22 protein-coding genes are annotated in these 21,659 nt (G+C 70.8%); 9 read left to right on the top strand and 13 right to left on the bottom strand.

The annotated features are described in order from the left end of the window. Window positions 1-43: 43 nt before the first annotated feature. The 3 genes from ACH4YP_RS07585 to ACH4YP_RS07575 all read right to left on the bottom strand — a co-directional run bounded on the left by ACH4YP_RS07585 (window position 44) and on the right by ACH4YP_RS07575 (window position 2,566). Window positions 44-649 (bottom strand): MarC family protein, encoded by a 606-nt coding sequence (locus ACH4YP_RS07585; protein ID WP_361057372.1) that lies wholly within the window; start codon window positions 647-649, stop codon window positions 44-46. Window positions 650-915: 266 nt separating this feature from the next. Further along, complete coding sequence (locus tag ACH4YP_RS07580) at window positions 916-1,782, bottom strand: PHP domain-containing protein (protein WP_398489803.1); 867 nt, start codon at window positions 1,780-1,782, stop codon at window positions 916-918. Window positions 1,783-1,924: 142 nt separating this feature from the next. Beyond that, entirely contained in the window at window positions 1,925-2,566 is a 642-nt protein-coding gene (locus ACH4YP_RS07575; protein WP_055610553.1) for a DUF6758 family protein, read from the bottom strand. 184 nt (window positions 2,567-2,750) lie between these two features. Between ACH4YP_RS07575 and ACH4YP_RS07570 the strand changes: the two genes are divergently transcribed. Beyond that, on the top strand, window positions 2,751-4,016 hold the full coding sequence (locus ACH4YP_RS07570; RefSeq protein ID WP_361057365.1) for an MFS transporter: 1,266 nt from the start codon (window positions 2,751-2,753) through the stop codon (window positions 4,014-4,016). A gap of 50 nt (window positions 4,017-4,066) precedes the next feature. On the opposite strand, the gene ACH4YP_RS07565 is transcribed toward ACH4YP_RS07570, so the two are convergent. Then, a complete protein-coding gene (locus tag ACH4YP_RS07565; RefSeq protein ID WP_361057362.1) occupies window positions 4,067-4,663 on the bottom strand; it encodes a suppressor of fused domain protein in 597 nt (198 codons plus the stop codon). Window positions 4,664-5,178: 515 nt separating this feature from the next. On the opposite strand from ACH4YP_RS07565, the gene ACH4YP_RS07560 reads away from it, so the two are divergent. Both ACH4YP_RS07560 and ACH4YP_RS07555 read left to right on the top strand, forming a co-directional pair. Further along, entirely contained in the window at window positions 5,179-6,288 is a 1,110-nt protein-coding gene (locus ACH4YP_RS07560; RefSeq protein ID WP_361057359.1) for a magnesium and cobalt transport protein CorA, read from the top strand. Between the two features lie 43 nt (window positions 6,289-6,331). Beyond that, window positions 6,332-6,883 carry a hypothetical protein gene (locus ACH4YP_RS07555; RefSeq protein WP_398489801.1) on the top strand — a complete coding sequence of 184 codons (552 nt, stop codon included), beginning with the start codon at window positions 6,332-6,334 and terminating at the stop codon, window positions 6,881-6,883. 173 nt (window positions 6,884-7,056) lie between these two features. Here ACH4YP_RS07555 and ACH4YP_RS07550 read toward each other — a convergent pair whose 3' ends face one another. Continuing rightward, window positions 7,057-7,815, bottom strand: a complete 759-nt coding sequence (locus ACH4YP_RS07550; protein WP_398489800.1) for a hypothetical protein — start codon at window positions 7,813-7,815, stop codon at window positions 7,057-7,059. 201 nt (window positions 7,816-8,016) lie between these two features. Between ACH4YP_RS07550 and ACH4YP_RS07545 the strand changes: the two genes are divergently transcribed. The 3 genes from ACH4YP_RS07545 to ACH4YP_RS07535 are packed head-to-tail and all read left to right on the top strand — an operon-like array spanning window position 8,017 to window position 11,089. After that, window positions 8,017-9,324: a magnesium transporter MgtE N-terminal domain-containing protein gene (locus ACH4YP_RS07545; protein ID WP_361057350.1), complete on the top strand. Its 1,308-nt coding sequence runs from the start codon at window positions 8,017-8,019 to the stop codon at window positions 9,322-9,324. Beyond that, a complete protein-coding gene (locus ACH4YP_RS07540; RefSeq protein WP_361057347.1) occupies window positions 9,314-9,913 on the top strand; it encodes a DUF1003 domain-containing protein in 600 nt (199 codons plus the stop codon). Before ACH4YP_RS07545 ends, ACH4YP_RS07540 begins: the two co-directional genes overlap by 11 nt. 42 nt (window positions 9,914-9,955) lie before the next feature. Further along, window positions 9,956-11,089: an Mrp/NBP35 family ATP-binding protein gene (locus tag ACH4YP_RS07535; RefSeq protein WP_361057344.1), complete on the top strand. Its 1,134-nt coding sequence runs from the start codon at window positions 9,956-9,958 to the stop codon at window positions 11,087-11,089. Window positions 11,090-11,373: 284 nt separating this feature from the next. Here ACH4YP_RS07535 and ACH4YP_RS07530 read toward each other — a convergent pair whose 3' ends face one another. The 5 genes from ACH4YP_RS07530 to sigE all read right to left on the bottom strand — a co-directional run bounded on the left by ACH4YP_RS07530 (window position 11,374) and on the right by sigE (window position 16,948). Further along, window positions 11,374-12,030, bottom strand: coding sequence for a hypothetical protein (locus ACH4YP_RS07530; RefSeq protein WP_055610562.1), 657 nt, complete (start codon window positions 12,028-12,030; stop codon window positions 11,374-11,376). Window positions 12,031-12,381: 351 nt separating this feature from the next. Further along, on the bottom strand, window positions 12,382-12,846 hold the full coding sequence (locus ACH4YP_RS07525; RefSeq protein WP_361057340.1) for a sec-independent translocase: 465 nt from the start codon (window positions 12,844-12,846) through the stop codon (window positions 12,382-12,384). A 263-nt stretch (window positions 12,847-13,109) separates the two neighbouring features. Continuing rightward, a complete protein-coding gene (locus tag ACH4YP_RS07520) occupies window positions 13,110-15,155 on the bottom strand; it encodes a trypsin-like peptidase domain-containing protein (RefSeq protein ID WP_398489798.1) in 2,046 nt (681 codons plus the stop codon). 138 nt (window positions 15,156-15,293) lie between these two features. Then, window positions 15,294-16,250 (bottom strand): anti-sigma factor, encoded by a 957-nt coding sequence (locus ACH4YP_RS07515; protein ID WP_361057334.1) that lies wholly within the window; start codon window positions 16,248-16,250, stop codon window positions 15,294-15,296. Then, window positions 16,247-16,948: an RNA polymerase sigma factor SigE gene (gene sigE / locus ACH4YP_RS07510; RefSeq protein ID WP_361057331.1), complete on the bottom strand. Its 702-nt coding sequence runs from the start codon at window positions 16,946-16,948 to the stop codon at window positions 16,247-16,249. The genes ACH4YP_RS07515 and sigE overlap by 4 nt, the downstream gene beginning before the upstream one ends. Window positions 16,949-17,175: 227 nt before the next feature. Here sigE and ACH4YP_RS07505 point away from each other — a divergent pair, with 227 nt between their 5' ends. After that, window positions 17,176-17,874, top strand: a complete 699-nt coding sequence (locus tag ACH4YP_RS07505; RefSeq protein ID WP_398490034.1) for an O-methyltransferase — start codon at window positions 17,176-17,178, stop codon at window positions 17,872-17,874. Between the two features lie 145 nt (window positions 17,875-18,019). Here ACH4YP_RS07505 and ACH4YP_RS07500 read toward each other — a convergent pair whose 3' ends face one another. Next, window positions 18,020-18,187, bottom strand: coding sequence for a DUF3117 domain-containing protein (locus ACH4YP_RS07500; RefSeq protein WP_003966491.1), 168 nt, complete (start codon window positions 18,185-18,187; stop codon window positions 18,020-18,022). A 370-nt stretch (window positions 18,188-18,557) separates the two neighbouring features. Between ACH4YP_RS07500 and ACH4YP_RS07495 the strand changes: the two genes are divergently transcribed. Then, a complete protein-coding gene (locus tag ACH4YP_RS07495; RefSeq protein WP_361057328.1) occupies window positions 18,558-19,364 on the top strand; it encodes an enoyl-CoA hydratase-related protein in 807 nt (268 codons plus the stop codon). A 22-nt stretch (window positions 19,365-19,386) separates the two neighbouring features. Here the strand turns inward: ACH4YP_RS07495 and ACH4YP_RS07490 are convergent, their stop codons facing one another. Together ACH4YP_RS07490 and ACH4YP_RS07485 are read right to left on the bottom strand one after the other, a co-directional pair. After that, window positions 19,387-19,998, bottom strand: coding sequence for a DNA-3-methyladenine glycosylase I (locus ACH4YP_RS07490; protein ID WP_398489797.1), 612 nt, complete (start codon window positions 19,996-19,998; stop codon window positions 19,387-19,389). Further along, a complete protein-coding gene (locus ACH4YP_RS07485) occupies window positions 19,995-20,348 on the bottom strand; it encodes a DivIVA domain-containing protein (protein WP_055614046.1) in 354 nt (117 codons plus the stop codon). The genes ACH4YP_RS07490 and ACH4YP_RS07485 overlap by 4 nt, the downstream gene beginning before the upstream one ends. Window positions 20,349-20,542: 194 nt before the next feature. Between ACH4YP_RS07485 and folP the strand changes: the two genes are divergently transcribed. After that, window positions 20,543-21,403, top strand: a complete 861-nt coding sequence (folP, locus tag ACH4YP_RS07480; RefSeq protein WP_398489795.1) for a dihydropteroate synthase — start codon at window positions 20,543-20,545, stop codon at window positions 21,401-21,403. The last annotated feature ends 256 nt before the right edge of the window (window positions 21,404-21,659 follow it).

Here is a 21,659-nt window from a genome sequence, read left to right as displayed (position 1 = left end):
GACGCGTACGACAACGCCGCGGAGAGCGCGGGTACGAGGGCCTTCAGCTGCTCTGGACGACCTGAGTGACGCCGTTGATGATCTGCTGCACGGCGATCGCGGAGAGCATCATGCCCGCGAGCCGCGTCACCAGTACGACACCGCCGTCCTTGATGACCCGGATGATCAGCAGCGAGTACCGCATCACCACCCACAGCACGACATGGATGGCGACGATCGCGGCCCACACGGACACCTGCGACGCCACCCCGTCGGCCTTCTGCACGGCCAGGATGACGGAGACGATCGCGCCCGGCCCGGCGAGCAACGGCATGCCCAGCGGTACGAGGGCGACGTTGACGTCCTTCGTCTGCTTGGGCTCGTCCGTCTTGCCCGTGAGCAGGTCGAGCGCGATGAGCAGGAGCAGCAGCCCGCCCGCGATCATCAGCGCGGGGACGGACACGTGCAGGTAGTTCAGGATCTGGTGCCCGAGCAGCCCGAAGACGGTGATGACTCCGCCGGCCACGCAGACGGCCTGGAACGCCATCCGCTTCTGCACCTTGGCAGGCCGTCCGGCCGTCAGCGCGAGGAAGATCGGGGTGATCCCGGGGGGATCCATGATGACGAAGAGGGTGAGGAAGAGAGAGCCGAAGACGGCGAGGTCGAACATGGTGAGCCTTGCGAGAAGAGGGACGCGACGAGGGAGTGGAACAACGGGGACGGGCCGTACGGCCTACCGTGCGTCGCTCTGGGCAGGCGTTACCGGGCAGGCGTTACACAGCCCGGGTGGGGTGGCCGCAGCGTAGTGGAAGGTGTTGGCGCGGCCCGGAAGTGTCCGGAAGCGTTCGGCACAGCCCGGAGCAGGCGCATTCAAAGCGACCCGAGCGGAAACCGGGCGGGGCCACTCACGACCGCTCGCCACCTACTGCCTACTGCCTACCGCTCGGCGCCTCCGCCGGCCCCCGGCACGGGAAACGCGCCGGTGGCCCGCCGGGTGATCTCCCCGTAGATCTCGGGATCCGTCGTGAACTCCCCGAGCACACACGTCTTCCGGCTGCCGTGATAGTCGCTGGAGCCGGTCGGCAGCAGCCCCAACTCGCCCGCGAGGCCCCGCAGTCGGGCCCGGGTGGCCGGTTCGTGGTCCATGTGGTCGACCTCGATCCCGTCGAGCCCGGCCGCCGCGAGCTCCGCGATCGCGGACTCCGGCACGGTCCGCCCGCGCTTGGAGGCGGCGGGATGCGCGAAGACGGTCACCCCGCCCGCGGCCTTGACGAGCCGGATCATCTCGAAGGGGTCCGACTCGTGCTTCTCGACGTAGGCACGCCCGCCGTCGGCGAGCCACTCGGTGGTGAACGCGTCGGAGACGCTGCGCACGAGGCCCAGCTCGACCAGCGCGGTGGCGATGTGCGGCCGCCCCACGGAACCGCCGGCCGCGATCCGCTCCACCTGCTCCCAGGTCACCGGCACGCCCAGTTCCTGGAGGTTGCCGACCATCGCCCGGGCCCGCGGCACCCGGTCGTCGCGTACGAGCTCGCGCTCGCGCAGCAGCTCGGGCTCCTCGGGATCGAAGAGGTACGCCAGCATGTGCAGCCCCACTCCGTCGAGACGGCAGGAGAGCTCGGCTCCCGTCACCAGCGTCAGCCCGGCGGGCAGGGCCGCGAGGGCCTCCGCGTACCCGCGGGTGGTGTCGTGATCGGTCAGCGCGACGACGTCGAGTCCGGCGGCGCCGGCGTTGCGCACCAGCTCGGCGGGGGTGTCCGTACCGTCGGACGCCGTGGAGTGGCAGTGCAGATCGATGCGCACGACACGAACTCCAGACAGGGACGGAACGAGAGGGACCGCTCAAGGATAACGGGAGCGGGAACCCCCTCTGTCACACCCGCAGTAGGGGGTCACCCCCTACAGACACCCCACTCCCATGGCCGCCCGCCCCATCAGCGGAGCGCTACGGTTCCAGAATCCGCGGAGACAGCGCCCCGCAAGGCAACAGGTCCACTTCCGCCCCCGCGTCCCGCAGATCCGTGAGCACCAGCTCGTCGTACATCAGCAGCCCCGACTGCTCGGGCCACACGACGGCCCACAGCCACAACCCCCGCGCCTCCCCGGCGAAGACGGCCCGGTCGTCGGGCGTCCCGGCGACGTGCCACAACGGCGTGGGCCGCCCGGCGGCGAGCAGCTTCGCCTGGGCGGGTTTCTCGACGCTCATGTAGGGCCCCGGATCGGGCCCGTCGATCCCCGCGTACCGCGCGCCGAGCCCGACGCCGAGTTCCTCTGCGATGAGCACCAGCTCCCCTATGCCACCGAGCGGCCCCGGCCCGGAGCAGGCCACCGCCGTGGCGCGACCGCCACTGCGGTCGTCCCCGGCGAACGCGGCGCCCGTGAAGAGCCAGCCGACGGGCAGCGGCCACGGCATCCACACCGGTACGCGCGCACGGTGCACGACCACGCCGAGGGCTTCGACGCTGGGCGGGATCACGGGCTGCAGCGGATGCACGATGCCGTGCACATCGCACTGCCAGGAGTCGGCAAAGAGGCCGGGAGCCCTGACCCGGCCACCACACTTCGGGCAACTGGGTTCGCCCCTCATAGGGCCCAACGGTCCTCCCCGTATTTCGTCGCGTCAAGGACGATCACCCGTCCGGCGTGTGCCTGTCACCTTCCCCTCACCTCGGATCACCTCCGAAAATTAGATGTAGCTTGCATTTATTAGTCGAGCTAACTTATTATGTGCATACGCCAACGATCTCGACGCGAGGAGTGAGGGAGCCGGCATGAACAGCGGTACGGCAGAGCACACAGGAGGTCCCACCGAAGGGGACACGTTCGACGCGGGTGCCGGCGGCCTCCTGCGTCAGCCGAAGGCGGTGTGGGCGACCGCCGGGGCATCCGTCGTCGCCTTCATGGGCATCGGCCTCGTCGACCCGATCCTGCCCTCCATCGCCAAGGGGCTGGACGCCACCGCCGGTCAGGTCTCGCTGCTCTTCACCTCGTACTTCCTGATCACGGCCGTCGCGATGCTGGTCACGGGCTTCGTCTCCAGCCGTATCGGCGGCCGCAGGACCCTGCTCCTCGGCCTCGCCCTGGTCGTCGTCTTCGCGGGCCTGTCCGGCACGTCCGGTTCGGTCGGCGAACTCGTCGGATTCCGGGCGGGCTGGGGGCTCGGCAACGCGCTGTTCGTCTCGACGGCCCTCGCCGTCATCGTCGGCGCGGCGGCCGGCGGCAGCGCCGCAGCGATCCTGCTGTACGAGTCCGCCCTGGGCCTCGGCATGGCCTGCGGGCCCCTGCTGGGCGCGCTGCTCGGGGACGCCAGCTGGCGCTATCCGTTCTTCGGCACCGCGGTCCTGATGGCGATCGGGTTCCTGTGCATCACGGCGTTCCTGAAGGAGCAGCCGAAGCCCGCGCGCAAGACGGGCCTGCTCGACCCGATCAAGGCGCTCGGCCACGGCGGGCTCGCCTCGGCGGCGGCCTCCGCGTTCTTCTACAACTACACGTTCTTCACCGTGCTGGCCTTCACGCCGTTCGTGCTGGACATGAGCCCGTACAAATCGGGTGCGGTCTTCTTCGCCTGGGGGCTGCTGCTCGCGGTGTTCTCGGTGCTCGTGGCACCGCGCCTGCAAGCGCGGTTCGGGTCGCTGAAGGTGCTCGGCGGTTCGCTGGTGCTGCTCGCGGCCGACGTGCTCGTCCTCGGCTACGGCAGCCACACCACGGCCGTCGTCTGCACGATCCTGTCCGGCGCGTTCATCGGCGTGAACAACACCGTCTACACGGAGCTGGCCCTCGGTGTCTCGGACGCCCCGCGCCCGGTGGCGAGCGCCGGCTACAACTTCGTCCGCTGGTTCGCGGCCGCCGCCGCCCCCTTCTTCGCGCCGAGGATCGAGGGGTGGACCGACATCCACATCCCCTTCGTGGTCGCGGCGGTCACCGCGGTACTGGGCGCGCTCGTCGTCCTCGTACGCCGGAAGTCCCTCACCCACGACGCCGAGGAACTGGAGACGCGGCACGCGAGCGAGGACAGTGTCGCCGTGTTCGCCAACTGACGGATTCCGGCCACGGGTTGGTGACGTTACTCACCCCCGGGCCGCCCGGATCAGTCCAGCGGTACGGACTTGCGTGAGGGATCGCGCAGGTCCGTTCCGCTCGTGAGCCAGCGCTCCTGGAGGGCCCCCGCGCCGTGCACCCGCTTCCACGCGGCCTCGTTCGGCGTCATGGGGAGCAGCGGCAGGAAACGTACGGGATCGAGGGGCGCGTCGAGCTCCAGGTCCTCGATCAGGCCGCCCGCCTCGGCGACCAGTACGGAGGTGAAGGGGGCGCCCGGCCACAGGGGCTCGCCCACGTCGAGCGAGGCGCCCGGGGCCACGACCAGGCCCTCGACCTGCGGGGACGCGGCCAGTACGGCGAGCGGGCGGAGCACCTTGTCCGTGTCGACGGCGCCGGCCCGTACCGAGAGGACCAGCTCCGCGCGCGGGCCCGCGACCGGGTCGGCGACGACCGCCGTGGGGTCGGCCATCGGCTGGGCGGACATGCCGAGCGTCGCGTAGCGGACGATTCCCCGGCCGGCCTCCGCGTCGCTGAAGCGGAGCACCTCGATGCGGTCCGTGCCGAGGAACGTCACCGCGGCACGCGCGTCCGGTTCGCCCAGCGCGGTACGCAACCGGGCCTCGACCAGAGGAAGAACATCAGCCATGCGCCGAGCATAGAACTCGTCAGTGACGGGCAAAGCGACGGCTTGACACTTCAGTCGGCTGATAGTCTTGGCCGCTGGCCGGGGCAGCACGCAGAAGCGTCGCTCTCGAGTCCCGGCCCAAGTCTCGACAGTCTCGACGCATGAGACTCCCCTACGGGGGATGGACCTCCCCTACGGGGGACCGGCCGGAGGAGGTGGGGCTCCATGGATCGAAGTCGACCAGGTAGTACCACCCGCTCTTCCGGCTGCTGAGCTCGTCTCGGCTTCCCGAGCTCACGCTCTACTGGCTGCCACCTCTCGCACTCGCGTCATGGCCGGTCCGGTACACAACGGAAGAGCACTTCGTTTTCCCTGATCTGTCTGAATTTTTCTGATCTGTATCAGTAGCGAAGCCGCCACCGTGACGGTGCGGTGCTCCCCGCTTTGTGGACGTGCCAAACATCCGCAGTCAGGACGTCCCCATTCCGGGCAGTTCCAACCGTCGTCGGCGGCCTTCGTTCGCGAAGGAGCCACCCATGTCGATGATCCACAACCTGCGTGCCGCGGTCCGTCCCTCGCTGCGCAAGGACGGCGGCGCGTACGACACCACCCGCGCGGCCGGGGACAGTTCGGCCGTCGTGGACTGCGCGGTCTACCGCGACGGCGTCCGCCTCCCGTCCGACGACGGCCTCACGCCGCGTGCGGCGATCCGTCAGGCGCGGCGGGACGGCGGGTTCGCCTGGATCGGCCTGCACGAGCCGACGGAGGCCGAATTCGCCGGTGTGGCCGCCGAGTTCGGGCTGCACCCGCTGGCCGTCGAGGACGCCGTCCACGCCCACCAGCGGCCCAAGCTGGAGCGGTACGACGACACGCTGTTCGCCGTCTTCAAGACCATCCACTACGTCGAGCACGACGAGCTCACCGCCACCAGCGAGGTCGTCGAGACCGGCGAGGTGATGTGCTTCACCGGACGGGACTTCTTCATCACCGTGCGGCACGGCGGCCAGGGCTCGCTGCGGGCGCTGCGGCACCGGCTGCAGGACGACCCCGAGCTGCTCACCAAAGGCCCCTCGGCCGTGCTGCACGCCATCGCCGACCACGTCGTCGACGGGTACGTGGCGGTCGCGGACGCCCTCCAGGACGACGTCGACGAGGTCGAGACCGAGGTGTTCTCGCCCGGGCCCCGCGGTGGGGTGTCGCGCGGCGTGGACTCGGCGCGGATCTACCAGCTCAAGCGTGAGGTGCTGGAGTTCAAGCGCGCGGTGTCGCCGCTGATGCGGCCCATGCAACTGCTGAGCGAGCGGCCGATGCGGCTGGTCGACCCCGACATCCAGAAGTACTTCCGCGATGTCGCCGACCACCTCGCGCGGGTCCAGGAGCAGGTCGTGGGCTTCGACGAGCTGCTCAACTCGATCCTCCAGGCCAACCTCGCGCAGGCCTCCGTCGCGCAGAACGAGGACATGCGCAAGATCACGTCCTGGGCGGCGATCATCGCCGTGCCGACGATGGTGTGCGGGGTGTACGGCATGAACTTCGACCACATGCCTGAGCTGCACTGGCGGTACGGCTACCCGGTGATCATGGGTGTCACCGTGGTGCTCTGCCTGGGCATCCACCGGACCCTGAAGCGCAACGGCTGGCTCTGAGGGCCCGGTACCTGGCGGGAGCCCGGCAACTAGGCTGACCCTCATGACGGATCAGCTGCTCGACCAGGCCCTCGTCGAGGAGGCCACCAAGAAGTCCGGGCTCGTCTGGGTGCGGGGGCTTCCCGTCCAAGGTCCCGTGCAGGGTCCCCTCCGGGGGGACGGGGCGTTCTCCCAGGCCCTGTGGCACGTGTGGCACAACGGGGCGATGTGCCTGGTCGGCGACGGGCCCGGTGAGCAGCCGTTGCCCGGGCTCGTGGACGGGGGCGAGGCGGTCGTCACCGTACGCAGCAAGGACAAGGGCGGTCGCCTTGTCTCCTGGTCCGCGAAGGTGGTGGAGCTCGCTCCCGGGTCCGAGGAGTGGGACGCGGCCGTCGGCGAGCTGAAGGGCAAGCGGCTGAACGCGCCGGACGGGGAGGCCATGACCGGGCGGTGGGCCCGGGAGTGCCGGGTGGTTCGGCTCGCACCGACGGGGGCGACCGCGTCGCTGCCGGACGGGTCGTTGGCCGCACCGCCGTTGCCTACGTCTGCGACTACGCGGCTGCCGATTCCTGCGGGGTTGCCTCGGCTGCTTTTCAAGAGGCGCAAGCGCGGCTGAGCGCCCCGCGGGGGCGGGGTACGGCAGGTCGCTTTTCGGGTGCGGGTGAGTCGGAGCGGGGGTGCGCGGTTCCCCGCGCCCCTGAAAAGCGGGGCCGGGCTTTTAGGGGCGCGGGGAACTGCGCCGACAAGCCCCCGCGCACCCGCAAGCCGACACACGACCCCGTAACCCCCTCAGGACGAAGGCAGTTGCTGCCCGTAGTCCACCGTGGCGTCCTTGTCCGGGGCCTCCAGGGCAAACCCCTTGCCCCAGTCCGTCAGGCGGAGCGTCCCCGCGCCGCCTGCGCGGACGAGGAGGAGAGGGTACGGCTTGCCCTCAAGGGAGACGTCCAGCTCGCCGCCGGAGCCCTTGTCACCGGTGATGCGGATCGTGCGGAGCCCGCGCTGCTCGTGGTGGCCGTCGGTGGCGAGCTCGCCGTGGAGGGTGAGGAGGCCGTCGAGGAGCACGTCCTTGTCGGTGAAGACGCTGAGCTGCTTGTAGGCGGGATCGCCCTTGGGGACCTTCACGTACTTGCCGTCGAGCTTGCCCGCGGCCGTCGCGTCGGACGTACCGTCGTCGCCCTTGCCGTCCTGGTGGTCCCAGAAGTCCGCGTCGGCCTTGATGAAGAGGTGCTCGTCGACCCGCAGCAGCTGGAACGTCACTCCCTTCGAAGTGACCGAGCCGGTGCCGCCGTCACCCTTCAGCTGCATGTCCAGCTTGTAGGTGCGCTCGCCGCTGATCACGGCACCGGACAGCCGTACCGTGTCCGCGGCCTGGGCGGCCGACTGCGTTCTGCTCTGGATCTTGGCCGGGGGCAGTTTCCCGACCCCGTTCGTACCCGCGTCCGGGTCGTCCCCGCCACACCCCGTCACCCCTGTCCCCGTCACGACCAGCGCACACACGGCGCTCGCCAACGCGGCCCTACGGGTACGTCCCTGGGGAATCGCAGTCACAGGTGGCGCTGCCTCTCATGCGGGTGACCTCAACGGCGTACCGCAGCGTACCGGGGCCGCCCACGCCACTCGGAGTCAGTCCGTCCGCACCGCTCACCAGGGCGTATCCGACCGGGACGGGCTAGCCTGAAGCCCACCCGAGCGGACATGACACATCAAAACAACCCGTAGTGGAGCCCGTACGAAGAAGGAGGCGCGGGCATGGCGGCAGGCGCCCCCAGGATCTACGTCTCACACCTCTCCGGCATCGCCGTCTTCGACCCGAACGGCGACCAGGTGGGCCGGGTGCGCGACCTGGTCGCCATGCTGCGCGTCGGGCGCAAGCCCCCTCGGCTGCTCGGCCTCGTCGTCGAACTGTCCACCCGCCGCCGCATCTTCCTGCCCATGACCCGCGTGACCGGCATCGAGTCCGGTCAGGTCATCACGACCGGTGTCCTCAACGTCCGCCGCTTCGAGCAGCGGCCCACCGAGCGGCTGGTCATCGGCGAACTGCTCGACCGGCGGGTCACGCTCGTCGAGACGGACGAGGAGGTCACCGTCCTCGACATCTCCATCCAGCAGCTGCCCGCCCGCCGCGACTGGGAGATCGACCGGGTCTTCGTACGGAAGGGCCGGGCCGGCAGCACGTTCCGGCGGGCCAGGGGCGAGACGCTGACCGTCGAGTGGTCGTCCGTCACCGGGTTCTCGCTGGAGGAGGACGGGCAGGGCGCCGAGAGCCTGCTCGCCACCTTCGAGCAGTTGCGGCCCGCCGACCTCGCGAACGTGCTGCACCATCTGTCCCCCAAGCGGCGCGCGGAGGTCGCGGCCGCCCTGGACGACGACCGGCTCGCGGACGTCCTGGAGGAGCTCCCCGAGGACGACCAGATCGAGATCCTCGGCAAGCTCAAGGAGGAGCGCGCCGCCGACGTCCTGGAGGCGATGGACCCCGACGACGCGGCCGACCTGCTCGGCGAGCTGCCGGAGGAGGACAAGGAGCGTCTGCTCGCGCTGATGCGCCCGGACGACGCGGCGGACGTACGGCGGCTGATGGCGTACGAGGAGCGCACGGCGGGCGGTCTGATGACGACCGAGCCGATCGTGCTGCGTCCGGACGCGACCGTCGCGGACGCGCTCGCGCGAGTGCGCAACCCGGACCTCTCCCCCGCGCTGGCCGCCCAGGTGTACGTGTGCCGCCCGCCGGACGAGACACCGACCGGCAAGTACCTGGGCACGGTCCACTTCCAGCGGCTGCTGCGCGATCCGCCGTACACGCTCGTCGGCTCGATGATCGACGACGATCTGCAGCCGCTGGACCCGGAGGCCGTACTGCCCGTCGTGGCGGGCTTCTTCGCGGCGTACGACATGGTCGCGGCGCCCGTCGTCGACGAGAGCGGCTCGCTGCTGGGCGCGGTCACCGTGGACGACGTACTCGACCACATGCTGCCCGAGGACTGGCGCGAGACGGAGTTCCACCTGGACGGGGAGACACCGGCGGAGACGGCCGGTGAGGGGGCTTCTGATGGCTCCTGAGCGCGAGGCCGCCCGCGAACGGGCCGCCACCGGGGCGACCGCCGCCCCCCGGCCGCGCACCCGGCTCGACCAGCCGCAGCCGCCGCGGCGCCGGTTCCTGCCCGAGTACGACCCGGAGGCCTTCGGCCGGCTGTCCGAGCGGATCGCCCGTTTCCTCGGCACCGGGCGGTTCATCGTCTGGATGACGGTCGTCATCATCCTGTGGGTGGTGTGGAACGTGTCCGCGCCGCGTGACCTGCGCTTCGACAACTACCCGTTCATCTTCCTGACGCTGATGCTCTCGCTCCAGGCCTCGTACGCCGCCCCGCTGATCCTCCTCGCGCAGAACCGGCAGGACGACCGCGACAAGGTCAACCTCGAACAGGACCGCAAACAGAACGAGCGGTCCATCGCGGACACCGAGTACCTGACGCGGGAGATCGCCGCGCTGCGCGTGGGCCTCGGCGAGGTCGCCACCCGTGACTGGATCCGCTCGGAGCTGGAGGACCTGGTCAGGGAGCTGGACGAGCGGCGTCCCGGGGCGCGCGGCGACTCTCGGGTCGTATTCCCGGCGGAACACCCTCGGGGACGTGACGTAGACGACCGGTGACAGGCTTTCCGGGGCCGGTGGGAAGCGCCGTACCATCGACCCATGGCTACGGAAGACGCGGTGCGTGAAGCACTGGCGACAGTGAACGACCCCGAGATCCATCGCCCGATCACCGAGCTCGGAATGGTCAAGTCGGTGGAGATCGGTGCGGACGGTGCTGTCGCGGTCACCGTCTACCTCACTGTCTCCGGCTGCCCGATGCGCGAGACCATCACGAAGAACGTCACGGACGCCGTCGCGGCGGTCGAGGGCGTCACCCGGGTCGACGTGACGCTGGACGTGATGGGCGACGAACAGCGCAAGGAGCTGGCGGCCGCGCTGCGCGGCGGCCAGGGCGAGCGGGAGGTCCCGTTCGCCAAGCCTGGTTCGCTGACGCGTGTGTACGCGGTCGCGTCCGGCAAGGGCGGCGTCGGCAAGTCGTCCGTGACGGTCAACCTCGCGGCGGCGATGGCCGCCGACGGCCTCAAGGTCGGTGTCGTGGACGCCGACATCTACGGCCACTCCGTGCCCCGTATGCTCGGCGCCGACGGCCTCCCGACCCAGGTCGAGAACATGATCATGCCGCCGTCGGCGAACGGCGTGAAGGTCATCTCGATCGGCATGTTCACCCCCGGCAACACACCTGTCGTGTGGCGCGGCCCGATGCTCCACCGCGCCCTCCAGCAGTTCCTCGCGGACGTCTACTGGGGCGACCTGGACGTGCTGCTCATGGACCTCCCGCCGGGTACGGGCGACATCGCGATCTCGGTCGCGCAGCTCGTCCCGAACGCGGAGATCCTGGTCGTGACGACTCCCCAGCAGGCCGCCGCCGAGGTCGCCGAGCGGGCCGGCTCGATCGCCGTCCAGACCCACCAGAAGATCGTCGGCGTCGTCGAGAACATGTCGGGCATGCCGTGCCCGCACTGCGACGAGATGGTCGACATCTTCGGCACGGGCGGCGGCCAGTCGGTCGCCGACGGCCTGACCCGCACCACCGGCGCCACCGTCCCGGTCCTCGGCTCCATCCCCATCGACGTCCGCCTGCGCGAAGGCGGCGACGAGGGCAAGCCGATCGTCCTCACCGACCCCGACTCCCCCGCCGGCTCGGCCCTGCGAGCCATCGCGGGCAAGCTGGGCGGCCGCCAGCGGGGACTGTCGGGCATGTCCCTGGGAATCACCCCGCGGAACAAGTTCTAGGACGTCACGTTCGGCACCGCGGCTGCTTCTTGTAGGGCGGCTGCGGGTCCGTCGGGGCTGGTCACGCGGTTCCCCCGCGCCCCTAAAAACGGGCCCGTCTCCTTTTAGGGGCGCGGGGAACCGCGCACTCGGCCACGACTCACCCGCGCTTGTATCCACCGGTCTCAGCAACCCCCTTCAGGGGCGCGGGGAACCGCGCACGCAGCCCCGACGGACCCGCAGCCGACGAACGACACCGGGGAGGGCACCGCCAACAGACGGTGCCCTCCCCGCTCAGCCCGCCGCTAGGCGTACGTGGCGATGTCCTTGATCACGGCGAAGCCCAGACCGTACGCGCTCATCCCCCGCCCGTACGCCCCCAGGTGGACCCCCTCCTGCGTGGACCCCGCAAGGACCCAGCCGAACTCGGACTCCCGGTAGTGGAACGGCGTCGGAACGCCGTCCACGGGAAGCGAGAGCGTGGTCCAGTCGGTGCCGTCCAGATCGTCGGCCAGGACCCACGCCGTCTCGGTCTGCTGGTCCAGCCAGTCGTCCCGCAGCGTGTGGTCCATCTGCCCGGGCCAGGTGAAGGACAGCAGCCCCACCCCCGCGAGCCAGGCCGCGGAGGACACCGAGGTGGCCTCCAACAGCCCCGTGCCGTCGGCACTGCGCCGCACCGGGCTGGCCGCCACGGTCACCACGACCGCGAACCGCTCCTTGTCCTCCGTCGTCTCGCCACGTACCGAGGGCTCGTCGCCGTGCCCGATCGAGCCGTGCTCGATGGCTCCGTCGGCCGAAGCACCGACCTGCATCAGCCAGCGCGGTCCCGTGAAGGCCTCGTCGAGGCCGTACCACGGGAAGGGCGCCAGCAGGTAGCCGTCGACCGTGCGCCGGGCGGAGGGGACCTGTTGTCCGCCCTCCGCAGCCGGCGCCTGCGCGCCTACCCGACTTGTCGTCTCCATCGCCCGGACGCCTCCTCGCTCTAGTCGAACCGGGCGGCCCGCCCCCCTTCGGGCGTCCTTCCGGTCCGCACAACAACTAGGCAGGATAGCCACAGGTCCGCGGCGACCCGGGAAACCGGTCGGCCGACGGGTCGCGTACGCGTCAGCTCCGGCCCGCTCTGAGCAGGCAGAACGCAGGCGGCGTACGGGGGAAACGGGTGCGGGCGACCGGGCAACCCGGACGAAGCGCGTTCCGGACGGCGGGCGTGCCGCATGTCGAAGGCCCGCGGGCGTACGCCCAGGACTCGGGCCGTGCCAAGCGGCCCGAGTCGGCCCAGGTCAGAGCCGGTCGGCCGAGCGGCCGGGGCCGGATCAGGTCGCGTCGGCGTCGAACGGCGGGCGCTCGTCCTGAGCGAGCTTCTCGCGCTTCTTCGTCATGTCGACGGTGCCGCCGGTGGAACCGGACGAGGAGGAGGACGACGAGGAAGAGGAGTCGGCGGCTGAGGAGTCGGACTCGCGGCCGTGCACCGCGTCCGTGACGTCGGCCATCTCCTTCTTCAGGTCGAAGCCGTTACGGATCTCCTTGAGCCCCAGCTCGTCGTTGTCCAGCTGCTTGCGGAGGTACGTCTTGGGGTTGAGGTCCTCGAACTCGAAGTCCTTGAACTCCGGGCCGAGTTCCTCGCGGATGTCCGCCTTGGCGCTCTCCGAGAACTCACGGATCTTGCGGATGGTGCGCGTGACGTCCTGGATCATCTTCGGGAGCTTCTCCGGGCCGAAGACGAGCACGGCAAGGACAACGAGCGTCACGAGCTCGAGCGGTCCTATGTCATTGAACACCTTCAGCTCCTTGCGATGTCCTCGGCCCTCGGCAGGTCTTTCCGTGGTCCGGGCCGGGTCCACGGTACCCGGCGATCCTGTCCGTCCGGTACTGTCCCGGGCCCTCCGACCGCGTGTAAACGCCGGGTTTTCCAGGATGTTTGCCTGATGGGACCCGGGTTCGGCCCGCTTCCTGTGAAGTTCCTGTCGGTTGCCGCGCGCGATCGGCCCACTCGTGCCGTCCGTCCGCCCATCCGCCCGTCCGCCCCCGCTCAGCCGTTCCGTCAGTCACCGTCGGCGGAGCCGAGTACGAGCGTGACCTTCTTCTCCTTGCCGTCGCGCTCCAGCGTCAGCTCCAGGCGGTCGCCGGGGCGGTGGGCCCGGGTCTTGACGATGAGCTCCTCGCCGGAGTGCACGCGCTGTCCGTCGACCTCGGTGATGACGTCGCCGGGCTTGATGCCGGCCCGTTCGCCGGGCCCGTCCTGGTTGACCGGGGGGCTGCCGTCGTTGCCCTTGGTGCCGACGCGGGCGCCGTCGCCGCTGTAGTCCATGTCGAGCGTCACGCCGATCACCGGATGGGTGGCCTTGCCGGTGTTGATGAGCTCCTCGGCGACGCGCTTGCCCTGGTTGATCGGGATGGCAAACCCGAGGCCGATCGAGCCGGACTGGCCGCCCTCCAGGTCCGAGCCGCTGTCGGCGGAGCGGATGGCGCTGTTGATGCCGATGACCCGGGCCTTGGAGTCGACCAGCGGGCCGCCCGAGTTGCCGGGGTTTATCGGGGCGTCCGTCTGCAGCGCGTCCACGTACGAGATGTCGCTGCCGTCGCCCTCCTCGCCGCCCGCCGTGATGGGGCGCTCCTTGGCGCTGATGATGCCGGCGGTGACGGTGTTCTCCAGGTCGAAGGGGGCGCCGATGGCCACGACCGGGTCGCCGACCTGGACGTTGTCGGAGTTGCCGAGGGCCAGGGGCTTGAGGCCGCTGACACCGCTCACCTTCACGACGGCGAGGTCGTAGCCGCTGTCGTTACCGACGACCTCGGCCTTGGCGGTCTGGCCGCCGCTGAAGGTCACGGTTATCTCGCCGCTGCCGTCCGCCGGGTCGACGACGTGGTTGTTGGTGAGGATGTGGCCGCGCTGGTCGAGCACGAACCCGGTGCCGGTGCCCTGCGCCTCCGACCCGCTCACATGCAGGGTCACCACGCTGGGCAGCGCGCTGGCCGCGATCCCGGCCACGCTGTCCGCGGCCCGTCCCTTGGCCTCGGTCCCGGCCTGCGGCAGCTCGACGTCGTCGATCCCGCCGTTGCGCTCCAGATACGCCCCTACGGCCCCGCCGACGCCGCCGGACACGAGGGCGAGGAGCGCGGCCCCGAGGACCAGCGCCCGCCTCGTACGCCGACGCCGCCCGGTCGTGCTCTCGACGGCCGCCCCGTTCTGCTGGAGGGGTGCGGCGGCCCAGGGGTCGTAGTTCTGCCAGGGGGCGTGGGGCGCCTGGGGGTGGGTCTGGGGATGCGCCTGGGGGTGGGCCTGAGCGTCGGGGTGGGGCACGGGGGCGGGCGCCGCCAGGGCGTGCGGGGCCGAGGGGTGGGGAACCGGGGCCGGCGCGGGGGCGCCGTGGTCGGCGGGGCCGTGGTCGGGAGCGCCGTGGAGAGGGGCCGCCGCCTGGCGGTAGCCGGAAGGCAGCGCCGGTCCGAGGATGCCCTGCGTGGCGGCCGGCCGCGGGGCGGAGTCCTCGGGCCCGGCTCCTGCCGGAGTGCCCTGGGGCGGAGTCACGGCATGGACGGCCGTGCCCTGCGCGGGAGTCGTCCCCGGGTGCTGGACCGGGGGCGCGGGCGCCCAGGGACCGGGCCCGCCGTAGGGCGGCGTGCTGTAGGGATCCGGATCGTGCAGAGGCCTGGGCCGCTCACCGAGAGGCTCAGGCCGCTCGCCGGGCACGTCGGCGCCACCGCTCGCGTCGGCCGGCACCTGGCTCGGTACCCGGCCCGCTGCCTGGCCCGGCACCCGGCCCGGCGCCGCGGTGGAACCGGTCGGGACCTCGCCGCCCAGGGTGTCCGCGACGCCGGCTGCACCCGCACCACCGGAAACGCCCGCGCCATCCGGGACACCAGCACCACCGGAGCCACCTGAAGCACCTGAAGCACCTGAAGCACCTGAAGCACCTGCAACGGCACCGGCACCGATCGGCTTCTCCAGCTCGAAGTCGCCGTCCATGTCGCCCCCGTGGAACCCACTCGTGCCGTCCCCCGTGGAAACCGGGTCCGCCGGAGCGGATTCCGGCACGTCGGTCCGGGGCCGGCTCCACCACTTCGGCTTCGTGGGCTTGCCCTCGTCCATGCTCTCCCCACACCTGACCCGCGGCTCGACGCGTCGGCGGTCACCGCGGTTTGTCCACTCCCCGCCCGGGTTCCTACCGCGGGCGCGGCCCATCCCTGGATTCAACCAGGTTCACGGGCCGCCGCGCAGAGGGCCGGTTCAGCCGGGAGAGGAAGGCGAAGGTGAGGCGGACGAGTCGGACGGCGGCAGCAGTGGCAGCAGGGACGTCTCCAGCTCCGACGCCGTCGAGAACGCGGTCAGCGCGACCGGCGGGGCGGGGCTGAAAGGACGTATGAGCGGGGACATCGCGGCGGCACCGGCCACCACGGGGGTGGTCAGCGCGTGCAGCGTGCGCGCACCGTGCTCGGCCGGCGAGGGCGTGAGGGGCGCGGGCACCCCGGGCAGCAGCGGCGCGGACAGCTCGGTCTGCGCGCCCCCCTCCCCGGTGAAGGAGCGCTGTCCCTGCGCGAGCAGCGGTGTCAGGGACCGGCGGCGCTGCGAGTCGGGGTTGGTCGCCCCGCCCGCGTTCGTCGTCCGCATCGGGGTCACATTGCTTCCGGAGCCCGACCCGCCGCGCGCGTCCGTGGTGTCCGTCGGCATGCCGGTCGACACCCCGCCGAGCGCGATCGCGGCGAGCGACACGGCACCGGCCGCGGCGGCCGCGAAACGCAGTCCCCGTGAGGCCGACCGCTCGGCCTCACGCCGGCTTATGTCATGGATGCGGAACCCGCGCTGCTCGGAGGGCAGCACGGCGGCGTGGGGGCCGGACGGCACATAGCCGAAGGAGTCCGGCTTCATGCCGAAGACTCCGGACGTGCCGAACCCTCCCCCGCCCAGCGCGGAACCGTCGCCGTCCGAGTCGCCTCCTCCGGGGAGCCCCTGCAGACGGGCCAGGAAACTCTCCGAGGGGGGCGGCGGGGCGACCTCCGCGAACACGTTCTTCAGTCGTCGCTGCTCGTCGGCCTCGGCTTTGCACCTCGCGCACGTGGCGAGGTGTGCCAGGACACGCTCGCGCGCCTCGTGACCGAGCTCGCCGTCCACGAGGGCGGAGAGCCGGTCGCCGAGGTGCTGCTCGGTAAGGGGCCGATCGGCAGGATTAAGCCGTGATCCACTCACGCGCTCGCGCCCCCTCCTCCCAGAGCGGGCACTCCGCTGACCGCGAAACCGCGGCGCTCGGCACGGGCCTCGGGAGAGCGGTGGGCGAGCGCCTTGCGCAGCTGGGATCGGCCGCGGTGGATGCGGCTGCGGACCGTGCCGAGCTTGACGCCCAGGGTCGCGGCGATCTCCTCGTACGAAAGCCCTTCGATGTCGCACAGGACGACCGCGGCGCGGAACTCCGGGGCGAGTGTGTCGAGGGCCTGCTGGACGTCCGCGTCGAAGTGCGTGTCGTTGAAGACCTGCTGCGGGGAGGGCTCGCGGCTGGGCAGGCGCTCGGCCGCGTCGTCGCCCAGGGCGTCGAAGCGGATGCGCTGCTTGCGGCGGACCATGTCCAGGAAGAGGTTGGTGGTGATGCGGTGGAGCCAGCCCTCGAAGGTGCCCGGCGTGTACGTCGACAGGGAACGGAAGACCCGGACGAAGACTTCCTGGGTCAGGTCCTCGGCGTCGTGCTGGTTGCCCGTCAGACGATAGGCGAGACGGTAGACCCTGGCGCTGTGCGTGCTGACGATCTCCTCCCAGGTGGGCGGAGTCCACGCCTGCGAGTCCGCCTCGGACGTGAAGGTCGCGGTCTGAGCGGAGTCAGCAGTACGGGAATGGTCAGCGGTGTTGTTCACAGATTTCGGCTCACCCGCCGATCTGAGCAGGCGCCTCAGCACCCCTCCTCGATCCACAGGCGCAGCCGCACCTCCCCTGTCGGCTCTGGTGGTGTCCGGTGGAGCCCCTACCATAGCCACCTCGCCCGTTAGCTCCGGATAAGCGGTTTTACGAGAATTTGATACGCGCTCATATGGGCGCGTCAGCACTTGCTGTGTCGCTGTCCCTGCGTCCTGATCCATCTGCCACCCCCCGCGTAGTTCCCCACCCCCTCTAAACGCCCGGTCCCATCTGCGGGTTCCCGGCGGCAACGGATACAGTCACGCCCAGGCAACCACGGGGACGGGAGAGGGCCATTACCGGCAACCGGCTGACGAGCTGGGCGTTCGCCGACGCCTTTGTCGCCGAGGACGAAGCACTGCACTGGGCCCGGGACCGGGCCCGGGACGCAGGGCTGCGCTCTGTGTCGCCCGGCACCGGCGCCGCGCTGCGACTGCTCGCCGCCACCGTGGACGCCAAGGCGGTCGCGGAGATCGGGACCGGTACCGGGGTCTCCGGAATGCATCTTCTGCACGGCATGCGGCCGGACGGTGTACTGACGACCGTGGATCCGGAGCCGGAGCACCAGCAGTTCGCCCGCCAGGCCTTCCGCGCGTGCGGCTTCGCGAGCAACCGGGCCCGCTTCATCCCGGGCCGTGCGCTGGACGTCCTGCCCCGGCTCGCGGACGCGGGATACGACCTCGTCTTCTGCGACGGCGACCGTCTCGAGAGCCTCGACTACCTCGCTGAATCGTTGCGCCTGCTCAGGCCCGGTGGCCTGGTCGTCTTCGAGGGTGTCTTCGCGAACGGCCGGACCGTGGAGTCGGGCCCGCAGCCCACGGAGGTCCTGCGGCTGCGCGAGCTGCTGCGCGCGGTCCGCGAGAGCCAGGAGCTGATCCCCTCGCTCCTGCCCGTCGGCGACGGCCTGCTGTGCGCGGTCAAACGCTGATCCGGCCCTACGCCGGACCGCCCCTAAACCCCTGCTGACCTGCACGAACACACACGGCATACGTCACTGACGTACCCCTGAAAACCCACTGCCCCGGCATCACTTTGGATGCCGGGGCAGTGGACAGGTATGGTCGCGTTCCGCGTCAGCCGACGACCTTCTTGAGGGCGTCGCCGAGCGCGTCGGCCTCGTCAGGGGTCAGCTCGACGACGAGCCGACCGCCGCCTTCGAGCGGAACGCGCATGACGATGCCCCGCCCCTCCTTGGTCACCTCGAGCGGGCCATCGCCCGTCCGCGGCTTCATGGCCGCCATGCTCGTTCCCCTTCCTGAAACCAGCTCATCGTCGCCGACGGCCCCACTGAAGGGCACGCATCCTCTCGTCGGACACGCGTCACCGGCATCGAACACATTGCTTCCAGGCCATTATCCCGCATCTCAGGACCCGATGACCAACATCAGTCGGCATCGCTTGCGCAACGCGCTTGAGCAAAACCACTCAATTCGCCGAAGTGGCTGCGATACTGCGCCGCCGACGCGCCGCCGCATGGACTTTCGGACCCCGGAATTCTTTGACGCAGGTCACATGTCCGAACCCCTCCGTCGCTCGTGATCTCCGCCATGCTGTCCTCAGACCAGGACGTACCGATGGGTACGACGGAGCCGCGAACCGGAGGGGACCCCCATGGCCGACACCGTGCTCTACGAGGTGAGCGACGGACTCGCGACGATCACGCTCAACCGCCCCGAGGCGATGAACGCGATGAACACCGAGACCAAGGTCGCCTTCCGCGAGGCGGCACAGGCGGCCGCGGCGGACGACTCCGTACGGGCCGTGCTGCTCACCGCCGCCGGAGACCGGGCCTTCTGTGTGGGCCAGGACCTCAAGGAGCACATCGGCGTGCTGCTGGCGGCGCGCGAGCCGGGCTCGGGCAAGCGTGTCATGACCACCGTCAAGGAGCACTACAACCCGATCGTGCGAGCCCTGACCGGTGCGGCGAAGCCGGTCGTGGCGGCGGTCAACGGCGTCGCGGCCGGTGCCGGCTTCGGTTTCGCGCTCGCGGCGGACTATCGCATCGTTGCCGACACGGCCGCCTTCAACACGTCGTTCGCCGGAGTCGCGTTGACCGCCGACTCCGGGGTCTCGTGGACGCTGCCCCGGGTCGTCGGGCCTTCGCGGGCCGCGGATCTGCTGCTGTTTCCGCGCAGCATCACCGCCCAGGAGGCGTACGAGCTGGGGATCGCCAATCGGATCGTGCCGTCTGCCGAGCTGGCGGCCGAGGCGGTGAAGGTGGCTCGGAGTCTGGCCGAGGGGCCGACCTCGGCGTACGCCGCGCTCAAGGAGTCTCTTGCGTTCGGCCTCTCGCATTCCCTGGACGAGACGTTGGAGAAGGAGGACGAGCTGCAGACGCGGGCCGGGGCCTCCGAGGATCACGTGATCGCTGTGCAGGCGTTCGTCGACAAGGAGAAGCCGAAGTACTTGGGGCGGTGACGCTTCGCTGGATCGGGCCGGTTCAGCTGGATCGGGCCGGTTCAGAGGGTGCGGGGCGGTGGGCCCTCGCCACGCAGTCCCGCAAGTGGTCGTTGACCAGGCCGCAGGCCTGCATCAACGCGTAGGCCGTGGTCGGGCCGACGAAGCGGATGCCCTGCTTCTTGAGGGCCTTGGAGAGGGCTGTCGACTCGTCGGTGACCGCGGCGACGTCGGCGAGGGCCTTCGGGGCCGGGCGGGTCGTCGGGTCCGGGGCGAAGGACCAGATCAGTTCGTCCAGCTCGCCCGGCGCCCATTCCGTGAGTACGCGCGCGTTGGCCACCGTCGCCTCGATCTTGGCGCGGTTGCGGATGATGCCGGGGTCGGCGAGGAGGCGCTCCTTGTCGGCGTCCGTGAACGTGGCGACCTCGGAGATCTTGAAGCCCGCGAAGGCGGTACGGAAGCCCTCGCGGCGACGCAGAATCGTGATCCAGGAGAGACCCGACTGGAAGGCCTCCAGGCACAGCCGCTCGTACAGCTCGTCGTCGCCGTGGACCGGGCGGCCCCACTCCTCGTCGTGGTACGCCACGTAGTCCTCGGTGGACAGGGCCCAGGGGCAGCGCAGGGCGCCGTCGGGGCCCTTCAGGGCGTCGCTCACCGGTGGTCCTCCTCGGCGGGCTTCTCCAGAGAGGTGGACCGGGCCGCGTGGGCCGCTCCGGCCAGCGCGGCCTCCAGGTCGGAGATCCGGGCGTCCCGCTCGGCCAGCTCGGCACCGAGGCGGCCCAGGGCGTCGTCCACGTCCGCCATGCGGTAGCCGCGCATCGTGAGCGGGAAGCGCAGTGCCTCCACGTCACCGCGGTGCACGGGGCGGTCCAGGGGCAACGGGTCCTGGAGGCGCTCCGGCGGTGTCTCGGGAAGGGCTCCGCTCTCACCGCCGCCCACCACGGAGAGTGTCACCGCGCCGACCACGACGACGAGGGCGACGACCAGGAACAAGAACATGAACATCGCTGAGGTACCCCTTTTCCATTGTGCTGTGCCTCCGGGGCGCCTCAGCCGGTGCCGCCGCGCTCTGGTGCCGACGCGGACGCGTCGGCGCGGAAAGTGTCAGACCCCGATCGTGCCATGCGGCTCTGACAGTTAGGGTCGCAGGCGGCGGAACGGCGACATCCGCTGCCGACTACTGGGAGAGGTCACAGGGGATGCTCAGGCTGGGCAGGCGTGAGTTCGGGGCGCACGAGCCGGTGATCATGGCGATCGTGAACCGGACCCCCGACTCCTTCTACGACCAGGGCGCCACCTTCCGCGACGAGCCCGCGCTCGCGCGCGTGGAGCAGGCGGTGTCCGAGGGCGCCGCCATCATCGACATCGGCGGGGTCAAGGCGGGGCCGGGCGAGGAGGTCACGGCCGAGGAGGAGGCGCGGCGGACGGTCGGCTTCGTCGCCGAGGTTCGGCGCCGGTTCCCCGACGTGATCATCAGCGTGGACACCTGGCGGCACGAGGTGGGCGAGGCCGTGTGCGACGTGGGTGCGGACCTGCTCAACGACGCGTGGGGCGGGGTCGATCCGCGGCTCGCGGAGGTCGCCGGGCGGTACGGGGTGGGGCTGGTGTGCACGCACGCCGGTGAGACGCAGCCTCGGACCCGTCCGCACCGCATCGCCTACGACGACGTCATGGCCGACATCCTGCGGGTGACGGTGGGGCTGGCCGAGCGGGCCGTTGCGGTGGGGGTGGCGCGGGAGTCCGTGCTGATCGATCCCGGGCACGACTTCGGGAAGAACACGCGGCACAGTCTTGAGGCGACGCGGCGTCTTGGGGAGATGGTGGACACCGGTTGGCCCGTGCTGGTTTCCCTGTCCAACAAGGACTTTGTGGGTGAGACGCTCGATCGGCCGGTGAAGGAGCGGGTGGTGGGGACGCTCGCGACGACCGCCGTTTCGGCGTGGCTGGGGGCGCAGGTGTACCGGGTCCACGAGGTTGCCGAGACGCGGCAGGTCCTGGACATGGTGGCGTCCATCGCCGGCCACCGGCCGCCTGCCGTTGCCCGGCGGGGGTTGGCGTAGGGCTTTTTTCGCCCCCGCCGCCCCTACCCTCCCCCACTCTCGGCTTCTCCCCCAGCCTCCGGCCGGGAGGTGCCCCCAGAGCGGGGGGACCCCCATCGTCCCTTACTCAGGGGCTCCGCCCCCGAACCCCCGCTCCTCAAACGCCCGAGGGGCTGATTTCAGCCTGTCCGGCGTTTGAGGACGAGCGCGTCAGCGCGATAGCGGGGGTCTGGGGGCGCAGCCCCCAGGGACGGGACGGGAAGGGGCGGCGGGGGCG

The sequence above is a fragment of the Streptomyces sp. NPDC020747 genome (assembly GCF_044334695.1).
In the GTDB taxonomy this organism is placed as follows: domain Bacteria; phylum Actinomycetota; class Actinomycetes; order Streptomycetales; family Streptomycetaceae; genus Streptomyces.
Note: the sequence above shows the minus strand (reverse complement) of the source record. Positions and strands in the feature narration are given on the sequence as shown.

Bases quoted from the DNA above. Each gene is read 5' to 3' on its own strand.
- ACH4YP_RS07570 (WP_361057365.1), top strand. From the start codon at position 2,751: ATGAACAGCGGTACGGCAGAGCACACAGGAGGTCCCACCGAAGGGGAC.
- ACH4YP_RS07535 (WP_361057344.1), top strand. From the start codon at position 9,956: ATGGCTACGGAAGACGCGGTGCGTGAAGCACTGGCGACAGTGAACGAC.
- ACH4YP_RS07565 (WP_361057362.1), bottom strand. From the start codon at position 4,663: ATGGCTGATGTTCTTCCTCTGGTCGAGGCCCGGTTGCGTACCGCGCTG.
- ACH4YP_RS07495 (WP_361057328.1), top strand. From the start codon at position 18,558: ATGGCCGACACCGTGCTCTACGAGGTGAGCGACGGACTCGCGACGATC.
- ACH4YP_RS07540 (WP_361057347.1), top strand. From the start codon at position 9,314: ATGGCTCCTGAGCGCGAGGCCGCCCGCGAACGGGCCGCCACCGGGGCG.
- ACH4YP_RS07500 (WP_003966491.1), bottom strand. From the start codon at position 18,187: ATGGCGGCCATGAAGCCGCGGACGGGCGATGGCCCGCTCGAGGTGACC.
- ACH4YP_RS07575 (WP_055610553.1), bottom strand. From the start codon at position 2,566: ATGAGGGGCGAACCCAGTTGCCCGAAGTGTGGTGGCCGGGTCAGGGCT.
- ACH4YP_RS07585 (WP_361057372.1), bottom strand. From the start codon at position 649: ATGTTCGACCTCGCCGTCTTCGGCTCTCTCTTCCTCACCCTCTTCGTC.
- ACH4YP_RS07545 (WP_361057350.1), top strand. From the start codon at position 8,017: ATGGCGGCAGGCGCCCCCAGGATCTACGTCTCACACCTCTCCGGCATC.
- ACH4YP_RS07555 (WP_398489801.1), top strand. From the start codon at position 6,332: ATGACGGATCAGCTGCTCGACCAGGCCCTCGTCGAGGAGGCCACCAAG.
- ACH4YP_RS07485 (WP_055614046.1), bottom strand. From the start codon at position 20,348: ATGTTCATGTTCTTGTTCCTGGTCGTCGCCCTCGTCGTCGTGGTCGGC.
- ACH4YP_RS07530 (WP_055610562.1), bottom strand. From the start codon at position 12,030: ATGGAGACGACAAGTCGGGTAGGCGCGCAGGCGCCGGCTGCGGAGGGC.
- ACH4YP_RS07520 (WP_398489798.1), bottom strand. From the start codon at position 15,155: ATGGACGAGGGCAAGCCCACGAAGCCGAAGTGGTGGAGCCGGCCCCGG.
- ACH4YP_RS07560 (WP_361057359.1), top strand. From the start codon at position 5,179: ATGTCGATGATCCACAACCTGCGTGCCGCGGTCCGTCCCTCGCTGCGC.
- folP (WP_398489795.1), top strand. From the start codon at position 20,543: ATGCTCAGGCTGGGCAGGCGTGAGTTCGGGGCGCACGAGCCGGTGATC.